Consider the following 14,113-nt stretch of genomic DNA (forward strand, 5'->3'; position numbering starts at 1 on the left):
CCGGGTGAAGACGGCTGTCATCCGGCGCCCGATCGCCGGATGAGAGCGGATGGAGCGCCTGCCCGCCCACGAGTGTCGTGGGCGGGCAGGCGTCCGGCTACCGGACCGGCTGCCCCTCCGGCGCCGGGGCGTGACCGGCCGGCCGGGCGGTGAACGTGCCCCGGCCCTGGGTCCGGCTGCGCAGCCGAGTCGCGTAGCCGAACAGTTCGGCCAGCGGCACGGTCGCGGTGACCACGGTCGTTCCCGCGCGCACCACCGACCCCAGCACCCGGCCACGCCGGGCGGCGAGGTCGCCGAGCGCCACGCCGACGGCGCTCTCGGGCACGGTCACGGTCACGTCGGCGATCGGTTCCAGCAGCGTCATCGCTCCGGCCGCCAGAGCCGCCCGGAGCGCGAACCGCCCGGCCGCCCGGAACGCCATCTCCGACGAGTCCTTCGAGTGGGTCGCCCCGTCGGTCAACGTGACCCGTACGCCGGTGACCGGATGCCCGCCGAGCGGGCCTTCGGCCAGCGCGTCACGGCAACCCGCCTCGACAGCGCGGACGTATTCCCGCGGCACGCGGCCACCGACCACAGTGGACTCGAACTCGAACTCCCCTTCCGCCAACGGTTCCGTGTCGATCACGACGTGGGCGAACTGTCCGGCACCGCCGTCCTGTTTGACATGCCGGTACACGAAACCGGACACGCCGCGGGCGACCGTCTCGCGGTAGGCGACCCGTGGCCGCCCGACCCCGACGGCCAGCCCGTGGTCGCGCCGGATCTTCTCCACCGCCACCTCCAGATGCAGTTCGCCCATCCCCGACAGGAGGGTCTGACCGGTCTCGCGATCGGTCCGGATGACCAGCGACGGGTCCTCCTCGACCAGCCGTGCCAGCGCTGCCATCAGCCGTTCCGTGTCGGTTCCCGTCCGTGCCTCGACGGCGACCGACACGACCGGATCGGCGGTGCCGGGCGGTTCGAGCAGGAGTGGCTCCGACGGCGTGCACAGTGTCGCTCCGGCACGGGCCGACTTCAGCCCGACCACCGCGACGATGTCGCCCGCGACCGCGCTGTCCACCCTGGTGTGCCGGTCCGCCTGGACCCGCAGGATGCGGCCGACGCGCTCGATACGACCTGCACCCACGTCCATCACCGCCTCCGAAGTCCGGATCGTGCCCGAATACACGCGCAGGTACGTCAACCGCCCGGTGGCGGTCGAGGTCACCTTGAACACCAGTGCCGCGAACGGCGCCGACGGATCGGCGGGACGTTCGCGGACCGCGCCTTCGTACTCGCCCCGGACCGGCGGAACATCCGACGGTGCGGGCAAATACGCCACCGCGGCTTCCAGCAGCGGCTCGACACCACGGTTGCGGTAGGCCGAGCCGCACAGCACGACGACACCGTCGCCGGTCCGGGTGAGCTCGCGCAACGCCGTGACCAGCGTCTCCGCCGAAACCGCCGACGACTCGCAGAACTCCTCCAGCGCGGCCGGGTGGACTTCCGCCACGGCCTCGTCGAGCAATCGGCGACGCCGGTTCGCTTCGTCCACAAGGGACTCCGGGACGGGCCCCTCTTCGGCCGCCTCGGCACCATCGGCCCAGACGAGTGACCTCATCCGCACCAGGTCGACAACGCCCACGAAAGCGTCTTCCGCCCCGATCGGCAGCTGAATCACCAAGGGGCGCGGATGCAGCCGGTCCCGGATGGACGCCACGGCCGCGTCCAGGTCGGCGCCCGCGCGGTCGAGCTTGTTGACGAACGCGATCCTCGGCACGCCGTGCCGGTCGGCCTGGCGCCACCCGGATTCGCTCTGCGGTTCGACCCCGGCGACGCCGTCGAACACCGCGATCGCGCCGTCGAGGACCCGGAGCGATCGTTCGACCTCGTCGGAGAAGTCGACGTGGCCGGGAGTGTCGATCAGGTTGACGAGATGACCGTCCCACGAACAGCTGACGGCGGCGGCGAAGATGGTGATGCCACGATCTCGCTCCTGGGAATCGAAGTCGGTCACGGTCGTGCCGTCGTGGACCTCACCCCGTTTGTAGGTGGTGCCGGTGACGTACAGGATCCGTTCGGTGAGGGTGGTCTTGCCCGCGTCGACGTGGGCAAGGATGCCCAGATTGCGGACGGCGGACAGGGGGACGCGGTGCGGGTCGGTGCGCATGGCACGGGCCTTTCGAGGTGTACTCCGGAAACTCCGACGGCGCGATTCCGACGAACGCGGGCAAGCGTCTTCACCGTTGCGGGGCAACGGTGAAGAGGGCGGGCGTTCGTCAGGCGAGCCGGTGCGTGCCGCGCGGCAGGCACCGGGAGCACGGAGACACCAGGATCACCTCGTAGCGGGCCGAGGGGACGACGACGGCGTGGTGATGACGCACGGTCCTGTCCTTCCTCGCCGGGATGATCCGTGGCGAGTGTAGCCACTCCGAAGTGGACCGGAAACCGGTTTTCGGCGGAAGCCGGTGCTTGCCAGGGCCGCGTTCCGGCCCTGGCACTCTCCTCACTTGCAGAAGGCAGTGTCCACAGTGGCCATTACGGCCTTGGAGCCCTTCTCGGCGTCACCGAAGGTGCCCGGCATCGCGGTCACCGCGAGCCCGACCGTGCGGCCGTCTTCCGTTGCTCCACCGCGGGTTTCGAAGCCGTGGATGTCCCCGCCGTGCCCCCAGTACACCCCGCCGCAGCTGAGCGGGTTGCTCATCAGGCCGAGGCCGTACTTCGAGCCGGGGAACAAGGGCGCGTCGACCGTCTTGCGCATCTCGGCCAGCTGCGCGGCGGGCAGCAGCCTGCCTTCCAGCAGGACCCGGAACAACTTGCCGAGGTCGCTGGGCGTCGAGATCAGCTGACCGGCGGCGCCGCCCCACGACGGATCCAGCTCGGTCACGTCGATCACCTTGCCGGTGGCGGCGTTGCCGATGGCGTATCCCTGCGGATGCCGTCCCTGGATGGTCTGGTCGCCGGCCAGCGGCCAGTAGGTGTGCTTCAGACCGGCCTTCTTGATCACTCGTTCGGTGATCTGCTCGTGGATCGGGCGTCCGGTCACCTTCTCGATCACCATGCCCGCCAGCAGGTAGCCGGTGTTGCTGTACGCCCATTTGGTGCCCGGCTGGAACTTCGCCGGATGGCTCAGCGCCGCGGCCAGCAGTTCGTGGGTGGGGACGTACCGGTGCTGAACCTTTTCGAAATCCTTCAGCCCGAGGTACTCGGCGTAGTCCGGCAGCCCGCTGGTGTGCTGCAGCAGCTGCCGGATGGTGATCTTGGTGCCGTCGATGCCCTCGCCGCGCACGATCCCCGGAAGGTACTTCTCGATCGGCGCGTCGAGTTCGACCTTGCCCTCGGCCACCAACTGCAGGACGACGACCGCGGTGAACGTCTTGGTGTTGCTGCCCGCCCGGACCGAACCGTCCCGCGGGACGGGGACCTGGCGATCGATCCGCGAAGACCCCGCGACCAGCGACGTCGTGCGCCCTCGATCGGTCACGTAGGCCAGCGCGGCCGGGAACTTCTCCTGCCGCACCAACGAGTCGAGGCTTTTCTGCACTTCGGCCCCCTTGGCAGGGGCCGCGTCCGCCGCGGTGGTCCAGGCAGCGCCCATCAGCCCCGCCGCGGTCAGGACCACGACGCCCTTGCGTACCGTCATTCACACTCCTTCATCGACCGGATCAACACCTATGACACTGGTCGAATCGGGCACGAAGATCAGGAGTGCAGGCCGCCGATTCCGGGGTAGCGCTGGCGCCACCCCGGATCACGGGAACTTTTTCGAACAAGTATTCGTCCCACCATTGTCCGCACGGGACGCGGCTCGCTAAAGTCAGTTCGATAAGTGGACTAGACCACCCGAGGCCGGGAGGCGACGATGCCCCTCGACGAGCAGCAGACCTGGGCGATGCTGCGCGAGCTGGACGAACCCGGCTACTGGGAAGTGCCGCACGATTTCGACGGACCGGCCGCACGAGCGCGCTTCGAGCGACTGGCGGAGCGGCTCGACCTTCGGTTCGGCTGCTCTTGCGAAGTCGACCGCCACGTCCAGGACGCCAGCCATCTCGGCAGGATCGTGATCCCGGCGGGCGCGACCTCCGCGGAGGACCAGGTCACGGTCACGGTCAGCAATTTCGGCGGCCTCGTCGCGGTGACACTGGGGAATCCTGGCAGCTACGACGAAGACGAGGAACAGGAGCTCTTCCCGGCGCGTGATCGAAGACGGGTCGAAGACGAGTTGGAAGCGCTCGGCTACCTGCCCGTCCCCGAACACCCGCTGTGGACCAAGTACACCGGGATCAGCGGCTTCGACGCCCTCTACCCGCCGGACCGGCCGCCGTCATGGTGGGACCGGTTCTTCGACTACCTCTAGACGTTGCTCGGCGCGAGCGCGAGCGCGAGTTCCGCCGCGTTCCGCACACTGACGAGCACCTCGTCGAAGGGCAGCCCGGCGACCTCACGATCGATCGCGACCCGCACCGCCGGCACTCCCCTGCGGACCGACACCAGCTGGCGGACTCCCGTCCCCAGCCCCCAGTAACCCACCTTCAGCACTCCGCTGACCAGCACTCCGGCTCGTCCCCCTCGCGCCCGTCCCACGGGCGCGTCGACGAGTTCGACGGCCGTGATCGCCGCCCGCGGCACGACCACTCCGTCGCGCCACACGGCCAACCTCTCCCAGGCCGAGAACCTCACTCGCACTCCGCCACCGGCGATGTCCATCGTCGCCATCACGACCACCTTCCCCTGACAGCTAGCTGATGTAGTTGTTATAGCAAGTGTATAGCAGATATCCTTGGCTGGTGTTGCTGACTCTCGACCTCGACAGCGAGGTTCCGATCTACCAGCAGATCCGCGACCGGATCGTCGAAGCCGTCGCCGACGGTGAGCTGGTCGAGGGCGCTTCCCTGCCCTCCACCCGGCAGCTCGGCGCCGACCTCGGGATCAACTTCCACACCGTGAACAAGGCTTACGACCTGCTGCGGACGCAGGGGTTCATCCGGATCAACCGCAAGACCGGCGCCGTCGTCCGGCGGGACGCGGCCTCCGGACCGGCGGAGGACGGTTACGCGGACGAGTGGCAGGAGCGCCTGCGCACCCTGCTCGCCGAGGCCGTCGCGCTCGGCCTGGGCCCGCGCGAGGTGACGAGCCGGTGCGAAACCGTGCTGGACTCCTTCGCGGTGAGCAGCCGGCGATGATCTGGCCAGTTTGGCTGCGGCTGGCGCTGATCGCCTTCATCGCGGCCGCCTTCGGCTCGGCACCCGCGCTGGCCCGGCCGACCCTCCCCTTCGGCGTCCGGATCCCCGCCGGGCGCACCGGAGAAGCCGTCATCACGCTCGTGCGCCGTCGCTACAACCGGGGCATCGCCGCAGGTGCGGTCGTGGCCTGCGCCGTCGTTCTCACCGGCTGGACAACGAGAATCGACCTCGTCATCGCCGGTCTCGTCGTGGCGTACTCCCTGTTCGGAAGCCTGGCGCATCGTTCGATCGCCACGGCGAAACGTGACGGCGACTGGTACGCCGGGACCCGGCAGGCGGTCGCCACCGACACCTCACTGCGCTCGGACCCGGTCCGTCCACAGTGGATCCTTCTGGCGCCCGCGGTGGCGCTGGCCGTCGTCACGGCCGTCATCGGCCTGGTCAAGAGCATGGCGAACTTCTCCACGGTCTTGGCACAGGTCCTCCTCGTCGTCCTGGTTCCGCTGCCGGCCATCGCCATCTCACGGGCACGCCCCGAGATCGACGCCGCACGGCCGTCGGGGTCGGCTTCGCGGTACCGGGAGTACCTGCACGGCGTGCTCAGCCTGCTGCTGGTCTCCGCCGGATGCGCCAACGCGACGCTGCTCGTCGTTTCGCTGCAACTGTGGGGTCTCGTCGAAACGACGGTGCCGGTCACGATCGTGGCCTACCTGCCGCTTCTCGCCGCCTTCATCGCGTGGATCGGCTTCTCCGTGCGGTCAGGCGACGCCGGGCACCGGCTGTCCCCCACCGCCGACGAACCCGAAAACCGGTACGAACAACGCGACGACGACCGCCACTGGTACGCGGCCGGGATGGTCTACCTGAACCGGAACGACCCGGCGCTGCTGGTGCACCGCCGGGTCGGGACCTACTGGACGCTCAACCTCGGGCATCCGATCGCCTGGCTGGTGCTCGCCGCGGTCGCCGTCGCCGGGGTGCTCGCCGGATTCGGCGTCGTGAACCTCCCGATCAAGGGCGGCTGACAGTATCCTGGCCACGGGTGAGGGTTCATGGCCGTGGTGCCGGACTTCGTGGGGAAGCAAGCGCTCGATGCCTGGCTGTCCGGGTACGACGCGGGCCTCATGCTGCAAGGCTCCGATCCTGACAGCCCGCATCCACTCCTGAACGGCGTGGTCGTCGCGCAGTTGCCCGCGCCGGGAACGCGCCTGCCGCGCTGGAGCGTGGTGATCGTCTGGATTGCCGGAGGCGGCGACCCCGCCGGCGTGCGCGAACCGCGGCGTCCGCTGCCGGACCACCTCGAAGACCAGGGCGAGCCTGATCACCGGGTGTGATCAGAGGTGCCCGAGCCGCTCGTTACCCTGATGCAATGACGTCGCACAAAACCCCTCAAACGATGAAGCCCGCGACAGCGGCGAAGAAGCTGGGTGTGTACCTCGAGGCCACCCCGGCGGAGTTCCAGGAGGGTGTCGTCTCCCGCGACGAGCTGAACGCGCTGCAGACCGAGCCGCCCGAGTGGCTGCGGGAGCTGCGCCGCAACGGCCCGCACCCGCGTCCGGTCATCGCGGCGAAGCTGGGTATCTCCATCAGCGGCCTGGCGCGGGGCGGGATCACCGACGCCCTCACCACCGAACAGATCGACGCGGTCAAGACCGAAGACCCCGACTGGCTGAAGCGGGAGCGCGAGACGCAGGCCGAGGTCCGCAAGGAAGAAGCGCGGCTGAAGGCCACCCGCACCGAGAGCTAACCGCGGCGACGGCGCTTCCCGCCCTTGGGAGCGCCGCCGCGCTGCCCGGCCTGCGGCTTCCGGCCGCCGGCCTGGGGGCGCTTGGGCTTCACCGGGGCCTTCTTCGCCGGTGCCTGCTTTTCCTGGGGTTGCTGCCGCCCGCGGGTGCTGTTGACGGTCCGGCCACGGACGATCCCGATGAACTGCTCCATCAGGTCGCTGTTCTCCTCGTCCGGCCAGGACAACGCAACGCCCGACTCGGGTGTGCCGGAGATCGGGCGGTAGGTCAGATCACGCCGGTGGTGCAACCGCGCGAGGGACTGCGGGACCACGAGGAGCCCGACCCCGGCGGCGACCAGTTCGATGGCGTCCGCCGTGGTGGCGGGGCGCTCCAGCGCGGGTTTCCCCGGCGGCCGGTCCCAGTCCAGGGTGTCGTCGAGCGGATGCAGCACGACGTCGTCGGCGATGTCGTCGACGGAGACCTCGTCCGCGGCGGCGACCAGGTGATCCTTGGGGACGACCACCACGGTCGTCTCGGTGTAGAGCGGGATCGCGTGCAGGCCATCGCGGTCGATCGGGAGACGCAGCAGGACGGCGTCCACCTCGCGGTCGCGGACGAGCGCCGCGGCGTCGGCGGCGGTCGTCTGGACGAGGTCGAGCGGGACGTCGGGCGACCGCTCGGCCCAGATCCGGACCCACTTCGAGGGCGTCACGCCGGGGACGTACGCGAGCTTGAAGGAGGCGGGGGTTTCCGGGCCGGTCATGCGGGCAAGGTTACCGGGAGTATCTGCTGAGCACGCCGGGGCCGGTCCTCGTGAGCCCATCGGCCCTAGTGCGACGAATGGCGATTAGGGTCTTTCAGCCGTCCTGTCGGGGTGACCGCCACAGCCCGCTGGACAGCGTTGTGAAAGCCACTTTCGCAACCTTCACCGTTGCGAAAGTGGCTTTCACAACACCAGCTCCACCCGGTGTCTCCTGCGCCACGCTGGAGACGCTCAATGTCTCGGGCGTGGCGCTCGAGACATCGTCCCTGCTACGGAGCCCAAGCTGCGGAGACCGCCCAGGTGACGTCCTGGTCGTACGAGACCGGGTTGTCGAACGGGTGACCACCGCCGCTGGCGGCGACGAAGACCTCCTCGGCGTAGTGCCGCATGTTCGTGCCCAGTTCGTTCACGGACGCGAGCCGCACCCCACCGGCACCGGGCTGGGCGCAGAAGGTCGCGTCCTTCCGGAACAGGTCGGTGTTGTCGTTGGCGCCCAGCCGCACCCGGAAGTCCGCGTGCCGCAGGAACTGGCCCGGATAGTTGCGCGCCTCCAAGGAGTAGCACGACGGATCCGCGAGACCGCGCCGGACGACGAACGTCGCGTCCGCCTTCAGCAGCGCCGGGCTCGACGCGTTCACCACGTCCGTCCGCGCGAGGCCGTCACGGTGCCGCAGGAAACGATCCGTGAAGCCGGGTGTGGTCACCTTGAACGACCGTGTCTGGTCCAGCGGCAGGTCGGCGCCGCTGCGCCAGAGCGGGACAGAGGCCGCCCACGTCGTGTCCTCCGCGAAGCTCGTTGGCGTGTCCCACGGGTTCGCCCCGCCGCTGCGCGCGAGGTAGACGGTCTCGGCGTAGTGGCGGATGTAGGCGCCACGCTGGTTGAACGACTCCAGTGCCGTCCCACCGGCGCCTTCCCGAGCGCAGAAGGTCGCGTCCCCGGCGAACAGGGCCGAGCCGTCGTTGGCGTCCTTGCGGATCCGCGACGACGTGTGCCGCAGGAACTGGCCCGGATAGTTCCGCGACTCGAACGACAGGCACGACGCGTCGGCCAGCCCCTGCCGGACCCAGAAAGTCGCGTCCTTCTTGGCGAGATCCGAGCTGCCTTCACCGAGGACGTCCGTCCTGACGAAGTCGTCCTGGTGCCGCAGATAGCGATCCGTGTAGCCCGCCGTGGTGACTCGCAGTGAAATCGGCTCGCCCCGGCCCACCTCGGTGCCCTTGGCGATGGCGAGCACCTTCTGGTTGATCTCGCGCACCCGCGCTTCGGTCATCTTCAGCACGCGGCGGTCGTAGGTGTAGAAGCCGTTGACCTCGTTCTCGACGTCATACGGCTCGGTGTAGACCGACGCGGAAAGCCCGCGGCCGTGCACCATCCGCCCGACCTGCTTGGTGATCTCCACGTACCGGTTCGTCAGCGACGTCTCGTCCGGATACAGCGCGCCGTACGCGAACCCCTTGCCAGGTTCCCATTCGTGCCCGGTGACGGTTCGGCCGAGGCCGCCGTACTCCCCCAGCACCGCGACCCGTTTCGCGTCGGGTTGCCTGGTGCCGGTCGAGACCTGGTACGCGTGGTCGTCGATCACGTCGCCGTTGCCAGGATCCGGATCGGACACACAGCAGTTGGACCCCGAGTTGTGGTTGATCAGCCGGGTGTCGTCGATCGAGCGGACCAGATCGACGATCCGGCCCGCGTCGTACTCGCCCCAGCCTTCGTTGAACGGCACCCACTGCACGATCGAGGTGATGCTCTTGTGCTGATCGATCATCCGGCGCAGTTCGGATTCGTAGTTCACGTGCCCGTTCGGGACTTCGTCGACCGAGTCGAGGGCGGGCATGTCCTGCCAGACCATCAGCCCGAGCTTGTCGGCGTGGTAGAACCACCGCGCCGGTTCGACCTTGATGTGCTTGCGGACCATGTTGAAGCCCAGTGCCTTCTGGCGTTCGAGGTCGAACCGCAGCGCCTCGTCGGTCGGCGCGGTGTAGATGCCGTCCGGCCAGTACCCCTGGTCCAGCGTGCCGATCTGGAAGACGAACTTGCCGTTCAGCAGCGGCCGCATCACGCCGCCGACCATCGCCTTGCCCAGCGAGCGCATGCCGAAGTAGCCGGTGACGACGTCGCCTCCGGGCAGGCGCACCCGCAGGTCGTAGAGGAACGGATCGTCCGGTGACCACAGCCGCGCGTTCGGCACCGGGACCCGCAGGTGTGCTCCGACGGCACCGGTGGCGGTGCCGACCACCTGACCGCCCGAGAGCACTTCGGCGGTCGCCTGCTGACCGGCCGTACCCTGGACGACGAGGTCGAGCGCGCCACCGGGGACGTCGGGGGTGGTGTCGAGCCGGGTGATGTTCTCGGCCCGGACCGGTTCCAGCCAGACGGTCTGCCAGATCCCGGAAGACGCCGTGTAGAAGATGCCGCTGGGTGTCTTGCGCTGCTTCCCGACCGGGTAGCGGCTGCCGTCGACCGGCGACGCGACGCCGACGACGATCTCGTTCTCCCCCGCCTTGAGCGCCGGGGTGATGTCGAAGGAGAAGGCGTCGAAGCCTCCGGTGTGACTGCCGATCGACGTCCCGTTGACCCAGACCCTGGTCTCCCAGGTGACGGCGCCGAAGTTGAGCTTCACCCTGCGACCGTCCCAAGTGGACGGAACGGTGAACGTCCGGCGGTAGAACATGTTGTCCTCATGCCGTTTGATCCCCGAAAGCATCGACTCGATCGGGTAAGGCACCAGGACGTTCTCGCTCAGCGGCCGCCCGATCGGTGGCGAGTTCAGGTTCGGCGCACCGGTGAACCCCCAGGTCCCGTTGAGATTGAGCCATTCCGAACGCACCAGCTGCGGGCGGGGGTACTCGGGCAGCGCGTTGGACGGCGAGACCTGGTTCGTCCATGGTGTCGGTAGCGGGACGGGGGCGGCTTGGGCGACGGGGACGAGTGTCGTCGCGGCGGCCAGCAGACCGGCCACGACGCTCAGGGCGCGCGCGGTTCTTCGGTGCATGCGATCTCCCTATCTCCGGGTGGTCGTGCGGGCCAGCGACCGCTGCAGGACAACGACCACCAAGAGGAACGCACCGCTGACCACCGACTGGTAGTTGCTGTCGAGAGTTCCTATCTGGTTGATGACGTTCTGGATGACCGTTCGGATGCCCACCCCGATGACCGTTCCGAGAATCGTGCCCATCCCGCCGGTCAGCAGGGTGCCGCCGATGACGACGACGGAGATGGCGTCCAGTTCGAGGCCGACGCCGATCACCGTGACACCGGATTGCAGATAGGCCGCGGTGAGTGCGCCCGCGAGGCCGGAAAGGACACCGCTCATGACGTAGACGGTGACCTTGGTGCGCGCCACCGGCAGTCCCATCAGTTTCGCGGACTGCTCCGAGCCGCCGGTCGCGAAGACCGACTGCCCGAACCGGGTCCGCCGCAGCATGAGCCCGCCGATCAGGCACAGCGCCGCCGCGATGAACACCGGGTAGCCGAACCCGAAGAGCGTGCCGCGCCCGAGTTCGACGAACGCCTCGCCCTCGGGGATCTTGTACGTCGTCGCGCCCTCGGTGGTGATCGCGAGCAGCAGCCCGCGGGCGAACAGCAACGTCGCCAGCGTGACGATGAACGGCGCCATCCCGGTCTTCGCGACGAGAAGCCCGTTGATCAGGCCGATCAGCCCGCACACCGCCAACGGCAGCAGCAACGCGACGAGGAAACCCCACTGCGACCCGTAGGCGGCGAGGACCCCGCCGAGCGCGTAGACCGAACCCACCGAGAGGTCGATCCCGCCGGTGATGATCACGAACGTCATGCCGAGCGCGATGATCGCGAGGAACGAGCTCTGCAACGCGATGTCGCGCAGGTTGTCCAGGCTGCCGAAGCGCGGGAACAGCAGCCACGCGACGGCGACCATGAGCACCAGCGCGATCGCCGCGCCTTGTTTCTGCAGGACCCCGGTCATCAGCTCGCGCCGGGTGGAATCCTGCGCGGCCATCGTGGGCGCCGCGGTCATCGGCTGCTCCGTTCCCGTGCGACGTACACCGCGCCGACGATGATCGCGGCCTGGATCATCTGCGCGGTCGAATCCGGCAGGTTGTGCTTGATGAGCGTGGCGCGGACGAGCTGCATGAGCAGGACACCCATCACCGTGCCGAGGATGCGGACGCGGCCGCCGGTCAGCGGGGTGCCGCCGACCACGACCGCGGTGATCGCGGACAGTTCCATCAGCAGCCCGGCGTCCGCGGGGTCGCCGGCGCCGAGCCGGGCGGTGGAGAGCACCCCGGCCAGCGCCGCGAGGAGCCCGCAGATCGCGTAGACGCCGATGAGGACACGGTTGACCGGCAGTCCGGCGAGCACACTGGCCCGGCGGTTGCCGCCGATCGCGACCAGCCGCCTGCCGAACGCCGTCTTCCCGACCAGCGCCGCCATCAGCACGGCCAGGACGGCCGCGATGAGCACGCTCACCGGGATCCCGAGCACTTCGCCGGTACCCAGCGCCAGGAAGCCCGGATCGTGCAGCTGGACGAGCTGACCGTCGGCGAGCACCAGCGCGAGCCCGCGCCCGCCGACGAGCAAGGCGAGTGTCGCCACGATCGGCTGGATCCCGATCCTGGCCACGAGGACACCGTTCAGCGTCCCGGCGGCCAGCCCGGCCGCGAGCGCGATGGCGACCGCGGGCAGCGTCCCGGCACCGAGGTACAACGGGATGATCGCCGCCGACAGCGCCATCACCGCACCCACCGACAGGTCGACGCCCTCGGTGCCGATGACCAGCGCCATCCCGAGCGCGACCACCAGCACCGGCGCGGCCTGGATGAGCTGGGTCCGGAAGTTGCCGACGGTCAGGAAGTTCGCGGTGAAACCGATGTTGAACAGCACGAGCGCGACGACGGCGACGTACACGCCGTACTCCTGGAGCCACCGGGCCACCTTCGTCCGGTCCACCGTTTTCGCCGTGTCCGTCATGGTGGTTCCCGGTTCCTCTGTTCTCCGCTGGGTGCTGGTCATTCCGCGCCGCCCGAAGCGATCGCGGCCAGCACGTGGTCCTGGGTCAGCTGCTCCCCCGCCAGTTCACCGACCACCGCGCCGTCCTTGAGCACGACCAACCGGTCGGCGCCGTCGAGGAGTTCCTCCATCTCGGAAGAGATGAGCAGGACGGCGAGGCCGTCCTTGGCGAGTTCGTCGATCAGCGCCTGCACCTCCGCCTTGGCGCCGACGTCGATGCCACGGGTCGGCTCGTCGAGCAGCAGCACCTTCGGCTCGGTGCACAGCCAGCGGGCCAGCAGCACCTTCTGCTGATTGCCGCCGGAGAGTTCCGCGACCTTCTGATCGGGACTGGACACCTTGATCCGCAGGCGTTTCACGAAGGTGTCGACGATTCTGTCCTGCCGGGCGCGGCTGACCAGGCCGAAGCGGGACAGCTTCGGCAGCGCGGCGAGCACGATGTTCTCCCGTACCGAGAGATGCGGGATGATCCCCTCGGTCTTGCGGTCCTCGGCGAGCATGCTGACGCCCGCGCGCATCGCGGCCGACACATTCCCTTGCGGGACTTGCTTTCCGCCGACGAGGACGGTGCCGCCGGACAGGGGCAGGTCACCGACGATCGCCCGCGCGGTCTCGGTCCGGCCGGAGCCGAGCAGCCCGGCCAGCCCCACGATCTCGCCGGGCCTGATGTCCACCGAGACGCCGCTCAGCCGGTTGCCGCTGGTCAGGTTCTCCGCGCGCAGCAAAGGTTCCCGGCCCGCGTGATGGTCGCCATCGAAGGCCGTCGCGCCGTGGACGCGGATGTCGCCGACACTGCGGCCGAGCATCATCGACACCAGTTCCAGGCGCGGCAGGTCGGCGAGCGGTCCGGTGTGGACCCGCCTGCCGTCCCGCAGCACCGTCACCCGTTCGCAGATCCGGTACAGCTCGTCCATCCGGTGACTGACGTACACGATCGCGATCCCGCGCTCGTGCAGCCTGCCGATGACCTCGAACAGCGTCTCGACCTCACGCGGCTCCAACGAGGACGTCGGCTCGTCCATGATCACGACGTCGGCGTCGACCGACACCGCGCGGGCCAGCGCGACCATCTGCTGCGCGCCGACACCGAGTGTCCCGAGTGGACGGCGGACGTCGGCGTCGATGCCGTAGTCCGCCAGCAGGGCCGCCGCGTCCGAGTTCATCCGCGCCCAGTCGACGAGCCCGAACCTCTTCCTCGGCTCGCGGCCGAGATACACGTTGCTCGCCACGCTCATCAGCGGGATGAGGTTGACCTCCTGGTAGATCGTGGAGATCGCGCCCCGCGCGTGGATCGTGCCGGAATCCGGCTTGTGCACGCCGGTGAGCACCTTGATCAGCGTCGATTTCCCGGCGCCGTTCTCGCCCACCAGCGCGTGCACCTCGCCCGGCCGCAGCGCGAACGACACGTCGTCGAGCGCGCGCACCCCGGCGAACGTCTTCGTCACGCCTTCGACCTCGAGAACCGGTTCCATCG

Annotated in this window: 13 protein-coding genes; 5 read left to right on the forward strand and 8 right to left on the reverse strand. The window is 69.1% G+C overall.

Annotated features, from left to right (window positions below):
• Positions 1-97: 97 nt before the first annotated feature.
• Together fusA and AMYAL_RS0134110 are read right to left on the reverse strand one after the other, a co-directional pair.
• Positions 98-2,149, reverse strand: a complete 2,052-nt coding sequence (gene fusA, locus AMYAL_RS0134105; protein ID WP_020635785.1) for an elongation factor G — start codon at positions 2,147-2,149, stop codon at positions 98-100.
• 336 nt (positions 2,150-2,485) lie between these two features.
• Positions 2,486-3,622, reverse strand: coding sequence for a serine hydrolase domain-containing protein (locus tag AMYAL_RS0134110; protein ID WP_020635786.1), 1,137 nt, complete (start codon positions 3,620-3,622; stop codon positions 2,486-2,488).
• 219 nt (positions 3,623-3,841) lie between these two features.
• On the opposite strand from AMYAL_RS0134110, the gene AMYAL_RS0134115 reads away from it, so the two are divergent.
• Positions 3,842-4,336, forward strand: a complete 495-nt coding sequence (locus AMYAL_RS0134115) for a hypothetical protein (protein ID WP_020635787.1) — start codon at positions 3,842-3,844, stop codon at positions 4,334-4,336.
• Here AMYAL_RS0134115 and AMYAL_RS0134120 read toward each other — a convergent pair.
• Positions 4,333-4,695 (reverse strand): hypothetical protein, encoded by a 363-nt coding sequence (locus tag AMYAL_RS0134120; RefSeq protein WP_020635788.1) that lies wholly within the window; start codon positions 4,693-4,695, stop codon positions 4,333-4,335. The genes AMYAL_RS0134115 and AMYAL_RS0134120 overlap by 4 nt on opposite strands.
• 71 nt (positions 4,696-4,766) lie before the next feature.
• Here AMYAL_RS0134120 and AMYAL_RS0134125 point away from each other — a divergent pair, with 71 nt between their 5' ends.
• The 4 genes from AMYAL_RS0134125 (at position 4,767) to AMYAL_RS0134140 (ending at position 6,909) form a co-directional block, all read left to right on the forward strand.
• A complete protein-coding gene (locus AMYAL_RS0134125; protein ID WP_020635789.1) occupies positions 4,767-5,162 on the forward strand; it encodes a GntR family transcriptional regulator in 396 nt (131 codons plus the stop codon).
• Complete coding sequence (locus tag AMYAL_RS0134130) at positions 5,159-6,187, forward strand: DUF5808 domain-containing protein (RefSeq protein ID WP_020635790.1); 1,029 nt, start codon at positions 5,159-5,161, stop codon at positions 6,185-6,187. The genes AMYAL_RS0134125 and AMYAL_RS0134130 overlap by 4 nt, the downstream gene beginning before the upstream one ends.
• Before the next feature lie 27 nt (positions 6,188-6,214).
• Positions 6,215-6,496 (forward strand): PASTA domain-containing protein, encoded by a 282-nt coding sequence (locus tag AMYAL_RS0134135; RefSeq protein WP_020635791.1) that lies wholly within the window; start codon positions 6,215-6,217, stop codon positions 6,494-6,496.
• A gap of 62 nt (positions 6,497-6,558) precedes the next feature.
• Positions 6,559-6,909 (forward strand): DUF5997 family protein, encoded by a 351-nt coding sequence (locus AMYAL_RS0134140; protein ID WP_020635792.1) that lies wholly within the window; start codon positions 6,559-6,561, stop codon positions 6,907-6,909.
• On the opposite strand, the gene AMYAL_RS0134145 is transcribed toward AMYAL_RS0134140, so the two are convergent.
• The 5 genes from AMYAL_RS0134145 to AMYAL_RS0134165 form a co-directional block, all read right to left on the reverse strand.
• On the reverse strand, positions 6,906-7,652 hold the full coding sequence (locus tag AMYAL_RS0134145) for a LysR family substrate-binding domain-containing protein (RefSeq protein ID WP_020635793.1): 747 nt from the start codon (positions 7,650-7,652) through the stop codon (positions 6,906-6,908). The genes AMYAL_RS0134140 and AMYAL_RS0134145 overlap by 4 nt on opposite strands.
• Positions 7,653-7,921: 269 nt before the next feature.
• On the reverse strand, positions 7,922-10,645 hold the full coding sequence (locus AMYAL_RS0134150) for an AbfB domain-containing protein (protein WP_020635794.1): 2,724 nt from the start codon (positions 10,643-10,645) through the stop codon (positions 7,922-7,924).
• 9 nt (positions 10,646-10,654) lie between these two features.
• The gene (locus AMYAL_RS0134155) at positions 10,655-11,647 is read right to left on the reverse strand and encodes an ABC transporter permease (protein ID WP_020635795.1); all 993 of its coding nucleotides are present in this window, start codon (positions 11,645-11,647) and stop codon (positions 10,655-10,657) included.
• A complete protein-coding gene (locus AMYAL_RS0134160; protein ID WP_020635796.1) occupies positions 11,644-12,600 on the reverse strand; it encodes an ABC transporter permease in 957 nt (318 codons plus the stop codon). Before AMYAL_RS0134160 ends, AMYAL_RS0134155 begins: the two co-directional genes overlap by 4 nt.
• Positions 12,601-12,638: 38 nt before the next feature.
• Positions 12,639-14,111, reverse strand: coding sequence for a sugar ABC transporter ATP-binding protein (locus tag AMYAL_RS0134165; protein WP_020635797.1), 1,473 nt, complete (start codon positions 14,109-14,111; stop codon positions 12,639-12,641).
• Positions 14,112-14,113: the final 2 nt, after the last annotated feature.

The organism is Amycolatopsis alba DSM 44262, assembly GCF_000384215.1.
GTDB lineage: Bacteria > Actinomycetota > Actinomycetes > Mycobacteriales > Pseudonocardiaceae > Amycolatopsis > Amycolatopsis alba.

Bases quoted from the DNA above. Each gene is read 5' to 3' on its own strand.
- fusA (WP_020635785.1), bottom strand. From the start codon at position 2,149: ATGCGCACCGACCCGCACCGCGTCCCCCTGTCCGCCGTCCGCAATCTG.
- AMYAL_RS0134110 (WP_020635786.1), bottom strand. From the start codon at position 3,622: ATGACGGTACGCAAGGGCGTCGTGGTCCTGACCGCGGCGGGGCTGATG.
- AMYAL_RS0134115 (WP_020635787.1), top strand. From the start codon at position 3,842: ATGCCCCTCGACGAGCAGCAGACCTGGGCGATGCTGCGCGAGCTGGAC.
- AMYAL_RS0134120 (WP_020635788.1), bottom strand. From the start codon at position 4,695: ATGGCGACGATGGACATCGCCGGTGGCGGAGTGCGAGTGAGGTTCTCG.
- AMYAL_RS0134130 (WP_020635790.1), top strand. From the start codon at position 5,159: ATGATCTGGCCAGTTTGGCTGCGGCTGGCGCTGATCGCCTTCATCGCG.
- AMYAL_RS0134135 (WP_020635791.1), top strand. From the start codon at position 6,215: ATGGCCGTGGTGCCGGACTTCGTGGGGAAGCAAGCGCTCGATGCCTGG.
- AMYAL_RS0134140 (WP_020635792.1), top strand. From the start codon at position 6,559: ATGAAGCCCGCGACAGCGGCGAAGAAGCTGGGTGTGTACCTCGAGGCC.
- AMYAL_RS0134145 (WP_020635793.1), bottom strand. From the start codon at position 7,652: ATGACCGGCCCGGAAACCCCCGCCTCCTTCAAGCTCGCGTACGTCCCC.
- AMYAL_RS0134150 (WP_020635794.1), bottom strand. From the start codon at position 10,645: ATGCACCGAAGAACCGCGCGCGCCCTGAGCGTCGTGGCCGGTCTGCTG.
- AMYAL_RS0134155 (WP_020635795.1), bottom strand. From the start codon at position 11,647: ATGACCGCGGCGCCCACGATGGCCGCGCAGGATTCCACCCGGCGCGAG.
- AMYAL_RS0134160 (WP_020635796.1), bottom strand. From the start codon at position 12,600: ATGACGGACACGGCGAAAACGGTGGACCGGACGAAGGTGGCCCGGTGG.
- AMYAL_RS0134165 (WP_020635797.1), bottom strand. From the start codon at position 14,111: ATGGAACCGGTTCTCGAGGTCGAAGGCGTGACGAAGACGTTCGCCGGG.